At 34.9% G+C, this 16,498-nt stretch carries 17 protein-coding genes; 15 read left to right on the forward strand and 2 right to left on the reverse strand.

All coding sequences use genetic code 11. From position 1 onward, the window contains the following. Position 1 precedes the first annotated feature (1 nt). The 5 genes from RT228_RS11805 to purD all read left to right on the forward strand — a co-directional run bounded on the left by RT228_RS11805 (position 2) and on the right by purD (position 5,703). Positions 2-1,279, forward strand: a complete 1,278-nt coding sequence (locus tag RT228_RS11805; RefSeq protein WP_006257981.1) for an O-antigen ligase family protein — start codon at positions 2-4, stop codon at positions 1,277-1,279. After that, positions 1,260-1,997, forward strand: a complete 738-nt coding sequence (locus RT228_RS11810) for a WecB/TagA/CpsF family glycosyltransferase (RefSeq protein ID WP_006257982.1) — start codon at positions 1,260-1,262, stop codon at positions 1,995-1,997. Before RT228_RS11805 ends, RT228_RS11810 begins: the two co-directional genes overlap by 20 nt. Next, a complete protein-coding gene (locus RT228_RS11815) occupies positions 1,994-2,977 on the forward strand; it encodes a UDP-glucuronic acid decarboxylase family protein (RefSeq protein ID WP_006257983.1) in 984 nt (327 codons plus the stop codon). Before RT228_RS11810 ends, RT228_RS11815 begins: the two co-directional genes overlap by 4 nt. After that, positions 2,977-4,326 (forward strand): exopolysaccharide biosynthesis polyprenyl glycosylphosphotransferase, encoded by a 1,350-nt coding sequence (locus tag RT228_RS11820; RefSeq protein ID WP_006257984.1) that lies wholly within the window; start codon positions 2,977-2,979, stop codon positions 4,324-4,326. The genes RT228_RS11815 and RT228_RS11820 overlap by 1 nt, the downstream gene beginning before the upstream one ends. Positions 4,327-4,431: 105 nt before the next feature. After that, complete coding sequence (gene purD, locus RT228_RS11825) at positions 4,432-5,703, forward strand: phosphoribosylamine--glycine ligase (protein ID WP_006260435.1); 1,272 nt, start codon at positions 4,432-4,434, stop codon at positions 5,701-5,703. A 9-nt stretch (positions 5,704-5,712) separates the two neighbouring features. Here purD and RT228_RS11830 read toward each other — a convergent pair whose 3' ends face one another. After that, on the reverse strand, positions 5,713-5,943 hold the full coding sequence (locus tag RT228_RS11830) for a DUF6341 family protein (RefSeq protein WP_006257986.1): 231 nt from the start codon (positions 5,941-5,943) through the stop codon (positions 5,713-5,715). 111 nt (positions 5,944-6,054) lie between these two features. Here RT228_RS11830 and RT228_RS11835 point away from each other — a divergent pair, with 111 nt between their 5' ends. Then, on the forward strand, positions 6,055-6,993 hold the full coding sequence (locus RT228_RS11835) for a DUF6427 family protein (protein WP_006257987.1): 939 nt from the start codon (positions 6,055-6,057) through the stop codon (positions 6,991-6,993). Here the strand turns inward: RT228_RS11835 and upp are convergent. After that, entirely contained in the window at positions 6,988-7,641 is a 654-nt protein-coding gene (gene upp / locus RT228_RS11840; protein WP_006257988.1) for a uracil phosphoribosyltransferase, read from the reverse strand. The genes RT228_RS11835 and upp overlap by 6 nt on opposite strands. A 59-nt stretch (positions 7,642-7,700) precedes the next feature. Between upp and RT228_RS11845 the strand changes: the two genes are divergently transcribed. From RT228_RS11845 to argB, 9 genes are all read left to right on the forward strand, one after another. Then, on the forward strand, positions 7,701-8,306 hold the full coding sequence (locus tag RT228_RS11845; RefSeq protein WP_006260432.1) for a DUF4254 domain-containing protein: 606 nt from the start codon (positions 7,701-7,703) through the stop codon (positions 8,304-8,306). Between the two features lie 75 nt (positions 8,307-8,381). After that, complete coding sequence (locus RT228_RS11850) at positions 8,382-9,428, forward strand: glycosyltransferase family 9 protein (RefSeq protein ID WP_006260431.1); 1,047 nt, start codon at positions 8,382-8,384, stop codon at positions 9,426-9,428. A gap of 29 nt (positions 9,429-9,457) precedes the next feature. Then, complete coding sequence (locus RT228_RS11855) at positions 9,458-9,970, forward strand: adenine phosphoribosyltransferase (RefSeq protein WP_006257991.1); 513 nt, start codon at positions 9,458-9,460, stop codon at positions 9,968-9,970. 685 nt (positions 9,971-10,655) lie between these two features. After that, positions 10,656-11,336, forward strand: coding sequence for an N-acetyltransferase (locus RT228_RS11860; RefSeq protein WP_006257992.1), 681 nt, complete (start codon positions 10,656-10,658; stop codon positions 11,334-11,336). An 18-nt stretch (positions 11,337-11,354) separates the two neighbouring features. Further along, positions 11,355-12,551 carry an argininosuccinate synthase gene (argG, locus tag RT228_RS11865; RefSeq protein ID WP_006257993.1) on the forward strand — a complete coding sequence of 399 codons (1,197 nt, stop codon included), beginning with the start codon at positions 11,355-11,357 and terminating at the stop codon, positions 12,549-12,551. 4 nt (positions 12,552-12,555) lie between these two features. Beyond that, positions 12,556-13,527 (forward strand): N-acetyl-gamma-glutamyl-phosphate reductase, encoded by a 972-nt coding sequence (argC, locus tag RT228_RS11870; RefSeq protein ID WP_006260429.1) that lies wholly within the window; start codon positions 12,556-12,558, stop codon positions 13,525-13,527. A 12-nt stretch (positions 13,528-13,539) separates the two neighbouring features. Continuing rightward, the gene (locus RT228_RS11875; protein WP_006260428.1) at positions 13,540-14,679 is read left to right on the forward strand and encodes an aspartate aminotransferase family protein; all 1,140 of its coding nucleotides are present in this window, start codon (positions 13,540-13,542) and stop codon (positions 14,677-14,679) included. Positions 14,680-14,692: 13 nt separating this feature from the next. Next, complete coding sequence (locus RT228_RS11880) at positions 14,693-15,691, forward strand: acetylornithine carbamoyltransferase (protein ID WP_006257996.1); 999 nt, start codon at positions 14,693-14,695, stop codon at positions 15,689-15,691. A 3-nt stretch (positions 15,692-15,694) separates the two neighbouring features. Beyond that, on the forward strand, positions 15,695-16,474 hold the full coding sequence (gene argB / locus RT228_RS11885; protein WP_006260427.1) for an acetylglutamate kinase: 780 nt from the start codon (positions 15,695-15,697) through the stop codon (positions 16,472-16,474). Positions 16,475-16,498: the final 24 nt, after the last annotated feature.

Below are 16,498 nucleotides of genomic sequence, written 5' to 3' on the forward strand. Positions count from 1 at the left end.
AATGGAAAGGAAATTAGTTTTATTAGGGACATCGTTATTTTGTTTTTTAATACCTATTTACACAAAGTTGGCTAATATAGGTTTAGGCTTATTAGTAGTCAGTGTATTATTCTATATTTATAAGAATCGAAAGAATTTAGAGATTTATGGATTAAAAATATATGTAAAAAATAGCTTTAAGACGACTGTTTTTATTTTTGTATTATTGATTTTAGGTTTACTTTATACAGAAGATCTGAAGAATTCAATAAAATTGATTGAGAGGTTTTCTTCTTATTTACTTATACCTATAATATTTAGTTTTTTTCCTTTAGTTTTTTTACAGAAGATTAAGGATGTTTCATTTAAGGCATTTGTTGGTGGAACGTTTGTATCTAGTTGTATATTGATATTAAATAATTTCTATAACTATTATTTATTTAAGGGGCAAAGTATAGTTTTAGAAAGAGATATTTTTAGTTATGATTTTACTTATCACGTATTTGCTTCTTTGCTTGACTTTCATCCAGTTTTCTATGGTTTCTATGTAGTATTTGCATTGGTAATTGTTTTAGAAAATAAAACTGTATTTCATAAAACTGTAAGAGTTCTATTAGTTTTTGTTTTAGTAATTTGTTTGTTGTTTTTAAATAGTAGAAGCCCTTTTTTACTATTAACATTATATATATTATTTTGTATAATAAGAGCATTTGTTTTATTTGTAAAGTATCGCAAAGGTGGGATACAACTATTGATAGTGGTCTCTTTGGTAATATTCTCTTCTTTGGGGCTGAATCAGGTTTTAAAAGGAACATATCTTTATGAAAGAATTTCAAGCCAAGTTGTATGGGAGCTAACTGAGAATAAGGGAACATCTTATAGTGGAGAGTTTAAAAATGATAGCAGATGGAGTAGATGGGAAGCTATTTTTTATAAAGGAATGGAACATCCTTTTGTAGGCTCTGGATCAGGAAGTGAAGATAGAATTTCACTGGAAGCTTATAAACAAGAAGGATTAATTTATGCAGTAAAAGAAAAGTACGGACCTCATAATCAGTATTTGTCTTTTTTTATTGAATATGGTTTAGTAGGAGTTGCTTTGTTTTTCTATTTTCTTGTAGTTAATGTAATACATAATATTAGAGCAAAAAATTTTACTTTCTTGTTTTTATTTGTAATTATAGGTGTTGGTTCTTTATTTGATTCTATTTTATATCGTAATATGGCTATTATATTTTTTAGTTTTTATGCAAGTATTTTTACATTAATTAATTTGAAAAATGAAAGAAGAAATTTTTGATATTTCCATTGATAATTTGTCTATGAATGAGACATTAGATGTTATTAATAAATCTATAGATACTAAAGAACCTATTATGCATATAGTGGTTAATGCTGCTAAACTTGTAAATATGCAAAGTGATATAGAGTTGTTTGATAGTATTAAGAATGCTGATCTAGTTAATGCTGACGGAATGGCTGTGGTATGGGCCTCTAAATTCTTAAAAAAATCATTGAAAGAACGAGTATCAGGAGTTGATTTGTTCGTCAAACTTGTAGAAAATGCTGCAAATAGAGGAGAATCAGTCTATTTGTTAGGTGCAAATGAAGAAGTTGTAAGTAAGGTAGCAGATAAGTTTAAAGAAAAATATGGTGATCAAGTTATAGGAGGGTATCGTAATGGATACTTTACAAAAGAAGAGGAACCCAGTATTGTACAAGATATTGTGAATAGTAAAGCTACTTATTTATTTGTAGCAATTAGCTCTCCAAAAAAAGAAATATTCTTGTCAACATACAAAGAGGAATTATCTTTAATAGGTTTTACTATGGGGGTAGGTGGAAGTTTTGATGTTGTTTCAGGAAAGGTAAAGCGCGCTCCTCTATGGGTTCAACAATGTGGAATGGAATGGTTTTATAGATTTCTTCAAGAACCTAAGAGAATGTGGAAAAGAAGCTTTATTACCAATGGTAAGTTTATTTTTTTAGTAGTTAAAGAGAAGTTTAGAAAAGGATGAAAAAAATATTAATAACAGGAGCAGCAGGTTTTTTAGGCTCGCATTTATGTGATCGTTTTATAGCTGAAGGTTTTCACGTAATAGGAATGGATAATCTAATCACAGGTGATTTAAAGAATATCCAACACCTATTTCAATTAGAGAACTTTGAGTTTTATCATCATGATGTAACGAAGTTTGTGCATATACCTGGAGAATTAGATTATATACTTCATTTCGCATCACCAGCGAGTCCGATAGATTATTTAAAGATACCTATTCAGACGCTAAAAGTAGGTTCATTAGGAACGCATAATCTACTTGGCTTAGCTCGTGTAAAAGGAGCACGTATTTTGATAGCATCTACATCAGAGATATATGGAGATCCATTAGTACATCCACAGACAGAAGAATATTACGGAAATGTAAATACGATAGGACCAAGAGGGGTATATGATGAAGCTAAACGATTCCAAGAATCTATTACTATGGCATATCATACATTTCATAATGTAGAAACAAGGATAGTACGTATTTTCAACACTTATGGCCCTCGTATGAGACTTAATGATGGACGTGTTATACCTGCATTTATTGGGCAAGCATTAAGAGGAGAAGATTTAACTGTCTTTGGTGATGGTAGTCAGACTAGATCTTTCTGTTATGTAGATGATCAAGTTGAAGGTATCTATAGATTACTGTTATCAGACTATCACCTACCAGTTAATATTGGAAATCCAGATGAGATTACAATATTAGACTTTGCTAAAGAGATTATTGCCCTTACTCAGTCAGAACAAAAGATTATTTATAAGGATTTACCAATAAATGACCCTTTACAACGTTGTCCTAGTATTGAGAAGGCTAAGAAAATATTAGGTTGGGAACCAAAAGTCGGTAGAAGTGAGGGTATGAAGTTGACGTATGAGTACTTTAAAGCTTATTCAAGTGAGGATTTATTAAGAGAAGAACATAAAGATTTTTCAAAGTATATATATTAGTGAGTAAAAATTCAGGTAGATATTCGTATTTAATTAGACCATTGACTATAGCTATTGATTTGTTTGTAATCAATACAATGGCAGCTTTATACTTCTCTAGTTTAAAAGGAGTATATCTATTTCATTTAGTCATTACTATTGGTTGGATTATTGCAGCATGGATGAGCGACTTCTATGGAGTCTTCCGCCATACACGAGTAGTTAAGATTGGAGAGAAAATAGTAAAGCAGTTTGTTCTGATCTTAGTATTGATTACCTCTTTTAACGGGATTGCAGCTAGGTTTGCAGAACCTTTAGATATATTCCTATACTGTGTATATGCTTTTGGGATTATTACAGGAGTGAAGTTTTTTATCTTTTTCTCTTTAAAGTATTTTCGAAAAGTACTAGGGGGGAACTCTAGAAATATCATTTTAATAGGAAAGAGTAAGGAAATATCTTTATTAAATAAACTGTTTATAAAGAGAGGAGATCTTGGATATAGAATAGTTGCTACTTATGATGATGTATTATGTTTAGAAAAAGTAGATGAGATAGAACAACTTATCTTGGAGAATAAGGTAGATGAGATTTATATACAGTTTTCAATAATCCAAGGGGAGGATTATCATAGATTGTTAGAGTTGGCAGATAATAATTTAGTAACATTAAAGTATGTACCTACCCAAAAACAGATTATTACACATAATCTGAAGGTAGACTATTATGACTTGATAGCTATTGTCCCTAGACGTGTTATTCCTTTGGATAAGCCCTATAATAAGTTATTAAAAAGGTTATTTGATATTGTATTCTCTTCTTTAGTGATTGTATTTGTGTTGTCTTGGTTATTTCCTTTACTCGCTATTTTGATTAAAAGAGAATCTAAAGGACCTGTATTCTTTAAACAAAAAAGAACTGGAGTCAATGATGAAGAGTTTGTATGTTATAAGTTCAGGTCTATGGCTGTTAATGATGATTGTGATCAGAAGCAAGCGACTAAGAATGATATGCGTGTAACTAAGATAGGAGCTTTTATTCGTAAAACTAGCTTAGATGAATTCCCTCAGTTTATCAATGTCTTTTTAGGAGATATGTCTATCGTAGGGCCTAGACCTCATATGGTGGTTCATACGAAGTTATATTCAAAGAGAGTAAACAAGTTTATGCTACGTCACCTTATCAAGCCTGGAATTACAGGGATGGCACAGACACATGGATATAGAGGAGAAATAGAAACAGATAGAGATATTATTAATCGATTCAAGTATGATTTGTTTTATTTAGAGAACTGGTCTATACTCTTAGATTTAAAGATTGTGTATCTTACTGTTTACAATGTTTTTAAAGGAGAAAAAAAAGCATATTAATAGGAAAGCATCTAAACTAAATTAGATGCTTTTTTCTTTAGAGTAACTTTCGTTATTGTGTTATTTATATTTATTTTTGGTGTTTAATAACAAACAACACAATTAATGAAAATTTTACTATTAGGTTCAGGAGGACGTGAGCACGCACTTGCTTGGAAAATGCTTCAAAGTTCTAAATGTGAAGAGTTATTCGTAGCACCAGGAAATGCTGGTACAGCGAAAATTGCTAAGAATATAGCGGTCAATCCAAATGATTTTGAAGCAGTAAAGAAGACTGTTCTAGAGCATAAGATTGATATGGTGGTAGTAGGACCTGAAGATCCTCTTGTAAAAGGAATTGTAGATTTCTTTAAAGGAGATGATCTAGTAAATCATATTCCTGTAATAGGACCTTCTATGAAAGGAGCACAATTAGAAGGAAGTAAAGACTTCGCTAAAGAGTTTTTATTTAAACATAATATACCGACAGCTGGTTATGCTACTTTCACAAAAGATACAGTAGAAGAAGGGAAGAAGTTCTTAGAGACAGTAAAAGCTCCTTATGTATTGAAAGCAGATGGATTAGCAGCAGGTAAAGGAGTAGTTATTTTAGAAGACATCAATGAAGCTAAGGCGGAGTTAGAGAATATGTTAGTAGATGCTAAGTTTGGTGATGCTAGTTCTAAAGTAGTTATTGAAGAATTCTTGTCTGGTATAGAATTGAGTTGTTTTGTATTAACGGATGGTAAATCATATAAGTTATTACCAACAGCAAAAGACTACAAGAGAATAGGAGAAGGAGATAAAGGGTTAAATACAGGAGGTATGGGAGCAGTTTCTCCAGTTCCTTTTGCTACTGATGACTTTTTAAAGAAAGTAGAAGAGAGAGTAGTTATTCCTACTGTAAGAGGATTGCAAGAAGACAACTTAGACTTTAAAGGTTTCGTATTCATTGGATTGATTAAGGTTGGAGATGATCCATTCGTGATCGAGTATAATGTACGTATGGGAGATCCTGAGACAGAAGTGGTGATGCCTAGAGTGAAGACTGATTTAGTAGATCTTTTTGAAGCAGTGGCTAACGAAACACTTGATACAGTAGAGATAGAGTTAGATGAGCGCACAGCTACTACAGTAATGTTAGTATCGGGTGGTTATCCTGAAGAGTATGAGAAAGGAAAAGTAATTACAGGTATAGATGACGTAACAGACTCTATTGTATTCCATGCTGGAACAGCACTAAAAGATGGAGAAGTAGTGACTAATGGTGGTCGTGTATTAGCTGTTACATCTTATGGAAACAGTTACGATGAAGCATTAAAAAAATCTTATCAAAACATAGCTAAGCTAAATTTCGATAAGATTTATTACCGTTCAGATATAGGTTTCGATTTGTAAAAATCGAAACTATTTTAAAAATGAGTGGGCTGTAGTATCTTGGTCATCTTCATTATTTGCTTTGAAGATTTTTAGTTGTTTTAACCAAAAAGCAAAATAGTAGCAAGTAATAAGGATAAACGCCCAAGTAATAATATTTGCAGTCCACCAATTTGTTAATTCTAATTTTGCAAAAAGATCCATTGGAATAAATAGAACTTTTTCAAAAAGGAATCCTAATCCAAGAAAAAATGAAGTCATTGTACTTTATTTTAAATTAAATAAAATTATTTTATTAATCCGTTACTAAACTTATTCAACCGATAAAATGGAAGTATAGGCTTAATATGTACAAAAATATAAAATATATAAATGTTAGCAAGTATTTTTAGTAAAACAAAACCAATTAATTACATTATACTGACCATCTTAATTCTATTAATCAGTGTTTTGTACTTATTTATAGACCAAGATCAGTTGGTTTGGACTACTTATGAGTTTGGTAAAAGAACTGTTTTACTAGCTTTGCTAATGGTGATGATGTATTTATCACAGTTTATTGCTACTCGTAATCGATTAGTAAGGGACAATGCTTATGTACCTCTTTTATTCGTCTCTTTTTTAATGCTATTCCCTACTGTTTTAGTACATAGTAAGGTTATTATAGCCAACTACTTTATCATGTTGGCTCTGAGAAGAATATTCTCATTGCATTCATTGAAGCAGTCTAAGGAGAAGATGTTTGATACCTCTTTATGGATTTTTGTAGCAGGGTTATTTCACTTTTGGAGTGTATTATTTTTACTTCTATTGTTCTTTGCGATAACTTATTTTGGAGCAAAAGATTATAGAAACTGGTTTATCCCAATTATTGCTTTTTTCTGTGTTTCTATATTTTTAGAATTGTACTTAGTGATTACAGACGGTAGTTATTATGACTGGTTCTGGGAGAAGTGTAGAGTGAGCTTTGACTTTATGTATTTTGAAAACGTATATCAGAATATTGCTTTGGCAGTCTATGTACCTATTGCTTTACTATTCTTTGTTAGCCAAGCAGCGAGTATTTCTTCGAAGCCTTTTAATATGCAAAGCACCTATAAGAAAATACTGTTATCTTTCCTTATAGGCGTTGCTATTTATGTGATTTCTGCTGATAAAAACAACGGAACTTTAATATTTACTTTCTTCCCATTAGCTGTATTAGGAGCTAATTATATAGAAGATATTCCACAGAAGTGGAGAAGAGAAGCCATAGTATACAGTGTATTTGGACTAGGAGTATTCTTCTACTTCATGCAGTTAGTATTATAGTTTGTGTCCGTATGCTAGATCTCCAGCATCACCTAGTCCTGGTACGATATAATTGTGATCATCTAATTTCTCATCTAGAGTAGCTACCCATAGATTTACATTATCAGGAAGGTTTTCTTCTAAGTATTGTACTCCTTCAGGAGCAGCGATAACTACAGCTATATGTAGTTCTTTTGGCTTTTCTTCAGCCATTAGCTTATTGATTACAGCTACTAGAGATTGTCCTGTAGCTAACATAGGGTCAATAAGGATCAATATTTTGTCTTGGAATGAAGGTGCCGCTTGATACTCAACTAAGATCTCACTAGCCTCACCGTGTTTTCCATGACGGCGATAAGCAGATACGAATCCATTCTCAGCATTGTCAAAGAAGTTCATAAACCCTGTGTGTAGAGCTAATCCAGCACGTAGGATAGAACATAATACTACATTGTCTTCAATGCACGTTGTGTGTTTTACTCCTAGAGGAGTTTGTACAGCAATATCTTTATAAGGTAACTTCTTGCTTAACTCATAAGACATAATCTCTCCGATTCGCTCGATATTTTTTCTAAATCGCATGCTATCTTTTTGGATATTAACGTCTCTAAGTTGTGCTAGAAAGTGGTTCAGGATACTGTTTTCTGCTGAAATATAATGAATTTTCATCTCGGTATAATTAGTACGATAAAGGTATAAAAACTATATTTGTAAATAAAATAATTAGTATGTTTTCAGAATTAGCATTTCCAATATTCGAAGAGAGTATTCGTGACTATCATAAATTTGATAATGTTGACCAGCCAATCAACAACCCATATCCAAAAGATGATATCAAACATTTATTGTATTTAAAGAACTGGATTGACACTGTTCAATGGCATTTCGAAGATATTATCCGCGATCCACAGATCGATCCTGTAGCTGCATTAACTTTGAAAAGAAGAATTGATGCTTCGAATCAAGAGCGTACAGATATGGTAGAATATATTGATAGCTATTTCTTACAAAAACACAAAGATGTTCAAGTAAAAGCAACTGCTAAGATTAACTCTGAGAGTCCAGCTTGGGCTATTGACAGACTATCTATCTTAGCTCTTAAGATTTATCACATGAATGAAGAAGCTACTAGACCTGAAGCTACTCAAGATCACAGAGATAAATGTCAAGCTAAATTGGATGTACTTTTAGAACAAAAGAAAGACTTAACTACTGCTATCGATGATTTATTAAATGATATCGCTAATGGAGATAAGTATATGAAAGTATACAAGCAAATGAAAATGTACAATGATGAGGAATTAAACCCTGTATTGTACCAAAACAAGAAATAATCATATCTTTGATAAAAAAATATAGAAAGCGTGAGTATTCACGCTTTTCTTGTTCATAACCTAATTTAACTAGTTGTGGCACAGTTGAAACATATATTGGTATTTAGATTGTCTGCTATGGGGGATGTCGCTATGACAGTGCCTGTAGTGCGTGCTTTAGTAGCACAGCATCCAGATGTACGAGTGACTGTAGTATCTCGTCCTTTTTTCAAACCTTTTTTTAAAGATATAGACAGGGTTGATTTCTTTGCAGTTGACGTAAAGAAACGACACAAAGGATTCTTAGGTTTGATTAGATTATTTAGTGACTTAAAGAAGCTTAAGATTGATTATTTTGCTGATTTTCACAATGTACTACGAGCGCAGATTATCAGAACCTTATTTAGTTTAAGTGGTACTAAAGTAGCCGCATTAGACAAAGGAAGAGAAGGAAAGAAAGAACTTACTCGAGCAGAGAACAAAGTCTTTAAACAGTTGCCCACGATGTTTTCTAATCATCAGAATACATTAGCTAAACTTGGTTTTAAAGTGGATTTAACTAATCCTCAGTTCCCTGCTGTACCAGAGTTAGCCCCAGAGTTATTACAATATGTAAAGGAGAAAGATACCGTATGGATAGGAATTGCTCCTTTCGCACAGTATGATACGAAAGTGTATCCTCTTAACTTGATGCAACAAGTAGTAGATTCCTTAGCAGAACGTGAGAAGTCTATCATATTCTTATTTGGAGGAGGAGAAAAAGAAATAGCTTTATTGAACCAGCTAAAGCGCGATAACTATAATGTAATCGTGATGGCAGGTAAGGTGAAGTTTGATATAGAGATTAATCTTATACAGCATTTAGATGTAATGCTATCAATGGATTCAGGAAATGCACATATAGCAGCTATGCTTGGCAAGAAAGTTGTGACTCTGTGGGGAGCGACACATCCTTATGCGGGGTTTGCACCATTTAATCAACCAGCAGACTATTGTATCACTGCAGATAGATCAAAGTATCCATTATTACCTACGTCTGTGTATGGAAATAAGATTGTAGAAGGATATGAGAATGCGATGCATACAATAGATCCACAAGTAGTGTGTGACAAGGTTATAGAAGTAATAAAATCAGATAAATAATTGTATTTTTACAGTATAAAATATTGACTATGAACATAGCAGATTATATTAGAGATATTCAAGATTTTCCGAAGGAAGGTATTGGTTTTAAAGATATCACTCCATTATTAAATGACCATGCAGCTATGGTAGAAGCTACTAATCAGCTATTAGCATTAGTAGGTGATAAGAAGATTGATAGAGTAGTAGGGATGGAGAGTAGAGGTTACTTTTTTGCCACTTTGTTAGCAGAGAAGCTTGGAGCAGGATTTATTCCTGTGCGTAAACCAGGTAAACTTCCTTTTGACACGATATCTGAAGCGTATGGATTAGAGTACGGAACAGATATCCTAGAGATACATACTGATTCGATTAAGCCAGGAGAGAAAGTATTAATCCATGATGATGTATTAGCTACTGGAGGTACAGCAGAGGCTGTATGTAAGCTTGTAGAGCGTTTAGGAGGAGAGATAGTACAAGTAAACTTCTTAATGGAACTATCATTCTTACACGGAAGAGATAAGTTATCTAACTATGACGTGAAGAGCTTAATTAGCTACTAATATAGTAAAAAACATACTTATAGCTCTATTCAGTGTCTTATTATAAGAGACATTGAATAGGGCTTTTTTTATTGTGTTATTGGAGAATAATTCCTCTTTTTTATTCCATTTTATCACCGTTATTATAGGCTAATTTAGTGGAATATTAGGGGTGAAAACGATATCTTTATAGCGTTTAGTTAGAGAATAAAATACCCTTTTTAAAGATGGTTTTTATCTTATTTTAAATATAGGAATAGTGCAGAAATGACGTTCAAAATGAAATATTAGACAATTTGGACTAAAAATATTTTGAATCAATTACGATCAAACTCTTAGTATGTAAGGTGTTGAGCGATGTTTTATTTTTTTAATAAAAACCTTGCATAATCCAATTTTAATTAGAAAACTTTGTTCATGCTTATTTAAGCAGATATAAAACTTATGAAGAGAACCGATTTAAATATTACTTTTATCTCTAACAACATTGCTTTAGCAACTGTTGCGGTTTTCTCATTGTCTACATCGCGGTCATCTCGCGCCCGGGCTTAATCTTTTTTAGCCTTTTTTTAGTATAATGCCTTTTTTGGCATTATATCTGTACATATATCATTGATTTTTAATGCTTTTCAGACAGTCTGAGGATTATTGTACCTATTCGGTATCAATATCTTGGCTCGTTTGATTCTTAATCACTTGTTTTGAAATGAATTCAAATCAGTTTATCGTAATTCCTGCGAATGAAACACACGTAGGATATGCGGAACAAATTTGTGAAGAAATGGCTCAGTCAGCTCTTGCTAGAGGGACTGGTATTGCTAGAAGAAAACCAGAGTACGTTGCCAATAAAATGGTTGAAGGTAAGGCTGTTATCGCCCTACATGTTGATGGTACTTGGGCTGGTTTTTGTTACATAGAGACTTGGAGTCACGGTGATTATGTAGCCAATTCTGGACTGATTGTGAACCCTGTTTTTAGAAAAGAGGGACTGGCAAAAGCTATTAAAAAATGTGTTTTTGAATTATCTAGAAAGAAATATCCAAAGGCTAAAATATTCGGTCTAACTACAGGGTTTGCTGTTATGAAGATCAACTCAGATTTAGGCTATGAACCTGTGCCTTACTCAGAACTTACTCAGGATGAGATGTTCTGGAAAGGGTGTGAGAGTTGTGTAAACTTCCAAATCTTACAGAGTAAAGAGAAGAAGAACTGTCTTTGTACAGCCATGCTTTGGAACCCAGAAGATAAAGAAAAAGAGCTTCGGAATAAAATAGACCAAAAGACCAAAGCAAAAGAGAGACTTAAAAATATGCAGAAAAAGTACTCATTGCTGAAACGATTGCAAATGCAATTGAAGAAAACAGTCAAAAAAACACATCTATTTTAATTTTAAAACACATCAATCATGAATAATAAGAAAGTTGTATTAGCATTTAGCGGAGGATTAGACACGAGCTTCTGTGTAATTTATTTAAAAGAAGAATTAGGGTATGAAGTACACTCTGTAGTGGTAAACACAGGTGGATTTGATGCAGTAGAAGTGAAGGCTATCGAAGAGAAAGCGTATGCTTTAGGAGTTGCTTCTCACACGACTATCGATGAGACAGAAGACTACTATAATGACAGTGTGAAGTACTTGATATTTGGTAACGTATTGAAGAATGCTACTTACCCATTATCAGTAAGTGCTGAGCGTGTGTGTCAGGCTACAGCTATTGCTAACTACGCTAAGAAGATTGGTGCCGAAGCGGTAGCTCACGGTAGTACAGGGGCAGGGAATGACCAAGTGCGTTTTGATATGATCTTTAATATATTGGTGCCTAGTGTACAGATTATTACGCCAATTAGAGATCTAAAATTAAGCAGAGAAGAAGAGATCGAGTTCTTACAAAAACACGGTGTCGAAATCAATGCAGAGAAAGCAAAATATTCAATTAATAAAGGTTTATGGGGAACTTCAGTAGGTGGAAAAGAAACCCTAACCTCTAATCTATATTTACCAGAAGAGGCATGGCCTACACCAGTGACTAAAGCAACTCCTGAGACAGTGGAGATTACTTTTGAGAAGGGTGAGCCAGTAGCTTTAAATGGTAAGAAACTAAAACCTACTGAGGTTATCCAACAGTTACAAGACTTAGCTCAACCATTCGGTATCGGTAGAGATATCCACGTAGGAGACACGATTATCGGGATTAAAGGGAGAGTTGGTTTTGAAGCAGCAGGACCTATCATCTTGGTAAAAGCACACCACACTTTAGAGAAACATACGTTGACGAAGTGGCAACTGAGCTGGAAAGAACAGTTAGCATCATTCTATGGTAACTACTTACACGAAGGACAGTTCCACGATCCAGTAATGAGAGATATGGAAGCATTCTTGAGCAGTACACAGCAGACTGTAAGTGGTAAGGTAATCGTAGAGTTACACCCACACCGTTTTGTAGTGATAGGTATAGAGTCAGCGCATGACCTAATGTCTAATAAGTTTGGTAGCTATGGAGAGATGAACAATGCATGGACAGGCGAAGATGTAAAAGGGTTCTCTAAGATCTTTGGTAACCAAGTCATGATTTGGCACAAAGTTAATAACCAAGACCAATAGAATTATGCAGACAATAAAAGTAGGAATAGTAGGAGGTGCTGGCTATACGGGAGGAGAGTTGTTGAGACTTCTCTTACCTCATCCCGCAGTAGAGATCACCTTTGTACACTCTAACAGTAGCGCTGGTAAGCCGGTATATGAGATTCACAGTGACCTATTCGGAGATACAGACTTACATTTTACGAATGTGTTGATGGAGGATATCGATGTATTGTTTTTGTGTATGGGGCATGGAGATTCTAAAGTGTTCTTAGCAGAGAATGACATTGATAAGGAGATTAAGATTATAGACCTCAGCCAAGACTTTAGATTAAAAGATACAGCAGGAGAGTTCGTTTACGGCTTGCCAGAGTTGAATAAAGAGAAGATAAAGAAAGCGAATTATATAGCTAATCCAGGTTGTTTTGCTACAGCATTACAGTTAGCCTTGTTGCCTTTAGCACATGTAGCTAAGATGCCTGAGTCTGTTTATATCAATGCTTTGACAGGGTCTACAGGAGCTGGACAGAGTTTATCTACTACATCTCACTTTAGTTGGAGAGCGAATAATATATCAGTATATAAAGCCTTCACTCACCAACACCTTAGCGAGATAGGAGAAAGCCTTGTACAACTACAATCTGACTATGTACAGAACATTAAGTTTATCCCAGAGAGAGGAGACTTCGCTAGAGGGATTTTTGCAAGTGTGATGTTTGAATCGACTTTGACAGAAGATGAGCTTTATACCATGTACAATACGTATTATGCATCGCATCCATTTACACACGTAAGTAAAAAGGGCATCGACCTAAAGCAAGTGGTAAATACGAACAAATGCTTGGTGTCTATCGTAAAGAATGAAAATGATGTATTAGTGACTAGTGCGATAGATAACTTACTGAAAGGAGCAAGCGGACAAGCTGTTCAAAACATGAACTTGCTATTCGGATTAGACGAAAAAACAGGTTTACAACTAAAAGCTTCGGCTTTCTAACAACGATTAATTATGATGAAATTATATGATGTATACCCACTTAACCCTATCGAGATTGTAAAAGGATTAGGGAGTAGAGTATATGACAGCACGGGTCAAGAGTATTTAGACTTATATGGAGGGCACGCTGTGATCTCTATCGGACATACTCATCCGCACTATGTAGCGAGATTAACGGACCAATTAAACAAAATCGGATTTTATTCTAATTCTATAGAAATCCCTCTTCAGCAGCAATTAGCTGCCTTATTAGGGGAAGTAGCTGGGTTGGACAATTATCAATTGTTTTTGTGTAATTCAGGAGCAGAAGCAAATGAAAATGCTTTAAAATTAGCTTCTTTTTATAATGGTAAAAAGAAAGTTATCGCTTTTGATAAAGCTTTTCATGGGAGAACTTCTCTTGCTGTTTCTGCTACTGATAACCCAAAGATAGTTGCCCCAGTCAATCAAACAGAGAACATTGTGTTCTTGCCTTTTAACGATGAGCAAGCTCTTGAACAAGCTTTCGCATCTTACGGTGATGAAGTAACAGCAGTGATTATCGAAGGAATACAAGGTGTAGGTGGGATTAAGGTAGCTACAGATAGCTTCTTAGCGAAAATCAGAAGTCTTACTACGCAATATGATGCAGTATTTATCGCAGATGAAGTACAGTGTGGATATGGACGTACAGGGGCTTTCTACGCAGTGAATGACGGTGGAGTGAGTGCTGATATCTATACGATGGCGAAAGGAATGGGGAATGGATTCCCTATTGGAGCAATAGCGATAGGAGAGCAGTTTAAGCCTTGGCATGGACAGTTAGGAACTACTTTTGGAGGAAATCACTTAGCATGTGCAGCAGCATTATCTGTATTAGAAGTAATGAAGCAAGACAACCTAATGGCAAATACCGCACAGGTTGGAAATTACTTAATCAATGAATTAAAGAAATTAGACAAGATACAGGAAGTAAGAGGAAAAGGACTGATGATCGGAATAGACCTTGCTCCTGAGTTAAAAGATGTTCGTAAAGAACTATTAGTGAAAGACCACATCTTCACGGGTAATGCAAGCCCTAATGTAATTCGGTTGTTACCAGCATTAAATCTGACTCAAGCTGATGCAGATTTATTCTTGGATAAATTCAACAACAGATTACAACAATTCTAAAAAGACAATTACAATGAAACAATTTTTTTCCGTTAACGATATACCTTCTCTATCTAAAGCAGTAAATAGCGCATTAGCGTGTAAGGCAAACCCTTTTGCAGAAGAAACTCTTGGTAAGCACAAAACAATAGGTTTAGTATTCTTAAACCCAAGTTTGCGTACAAGGATGAGTACTCAGAAGGCTGCTGCTAACTTAGGGATGAATGTAATGGTGATGAATATGACATCAGACGGTTGGGCTTTAGAGACTAAAGACGGCGTAGTGATGGACGGAAATACAGCAGAGCATATTAGAGAAGCCGCAGCTGTGATGGGAGAGTACTGTGATATATTAGGACTTCGTTCGTTCCCAGGGCTAAAAGATGCTGAGGAAGACTATAGCGAAGAATTGTTTAGCAAGTTCGCTAAGTACTGTGGCAAACCTGTAGTGAGCTTAGAGAGCGCGACAAGACATCCCCTACAGAGCTTCACAGACTTGATCACCATAGTAGAGCACTTTGATTATAATTATGATGCTGCACAAGATAAATTAGTACCTCAAGGCAAAAAACCTAAAGTAGTATTGACATGGGCACCGCACGTTAAGGCACTTCCGCAGGCAGTACCGAACTCTTTCGCAGAGTGGATGTGTAGAGCTCAGGCAGAAGGTCTTGTAGACTTTGTAGTAACTCATCCAGAGGGTTATGCGCTGAAAGAGGAGTTTACAGTAGGAGCTACAGTGACTACTAATCAGGATGAAGCTTTAGCAGATGCAGACTTCGTATATGTAAAGAACTGGTCGAGTTATGAAGACTACGGACAGATAACGTGTACAGATAAGTCTTGGATGTTGACTCTTGATAAATTAGAAGCAACGAATCAAGCCAAAGTAATGCACTGCCTACCTGTTAGACGTGATTTAGTAATCTCGTCAGAAGTATTAGATAGCGAGCACGCTATCGTGATACAAGAAGCAGGGAACAGAGTATGGGCAGCACAAGCTGTATTAAAAGAAATGCTTAAAAACCAATAAAATATGCAAAGCCTTACAGTTATTAAGATAGGAGGTAATATCGTCGATGACGAGTCTGCGTTAAACGCTTTTTTAGACATCTATGCTCGTATAGAAGGCCCTAAGGTCTTAGTACATGGTGGAGGTAAATTAGCTACGCGTATGGCTGCGCAGTTAGGGATAGAAACTCAGATGGTCAATGGGCGTCGTATCACTGACGAAGCGATGTTGCCTATAGCTGTAATGGTGTATGCGGGTTTAATAAACAAACAAATCACAGCGCAACTTCAAGCAAGAGGTTGTGATGCGATGGGAATCTCAGGAGCAGACGCTAAGCTGATACAGAGTCATAAACGCCCTACTGAGCCAATAGACTATGGTTATGTAGGGGACTTTGAAGCAAGCGATGTGAATGTGGTTCGATTACAACAATTGTTAGAGATAGGGATTAATCCTGTATTCTCTGCGATTACGGCTGATAAGGAAGGCCAACTACTAAATACCAATGCAGATACTATTGCCTCTAATATAGCAGTTGCTCTCGCTACTAAGTATAAAGTAGCCTTAGTATATTGCTTTGAGCGCAAAGGGGTACTGCAAGACATTAACGATGAGAACTCTGTGATCACTACCATTAATCAAGAGAACTTTACACAACTAAAACAACAAGGGGTGATAGCTGATGGTATGTTGCCAAAGATAGAGAACGCTTTGGCGGCTGTCAACCAAGGAGTAGATAAGGTATGTATCAAGAAAGCAGAGGATCTATTAGATATAAAAGCTGGTACTACGATTCAACTTTAATATAATATAACAAGACAACTACCC

It is taken from the genome of Myroides sp. (genome assembly GCF_032073645.1).
GTDB classification, from domain to species: domain Bacteria; phylum Bacteroidota; class Bacteroidia; order Flavobacteriales; family Flavobacteriaceae; genus Flavobacterium; species Flavobacterium odoratimimum.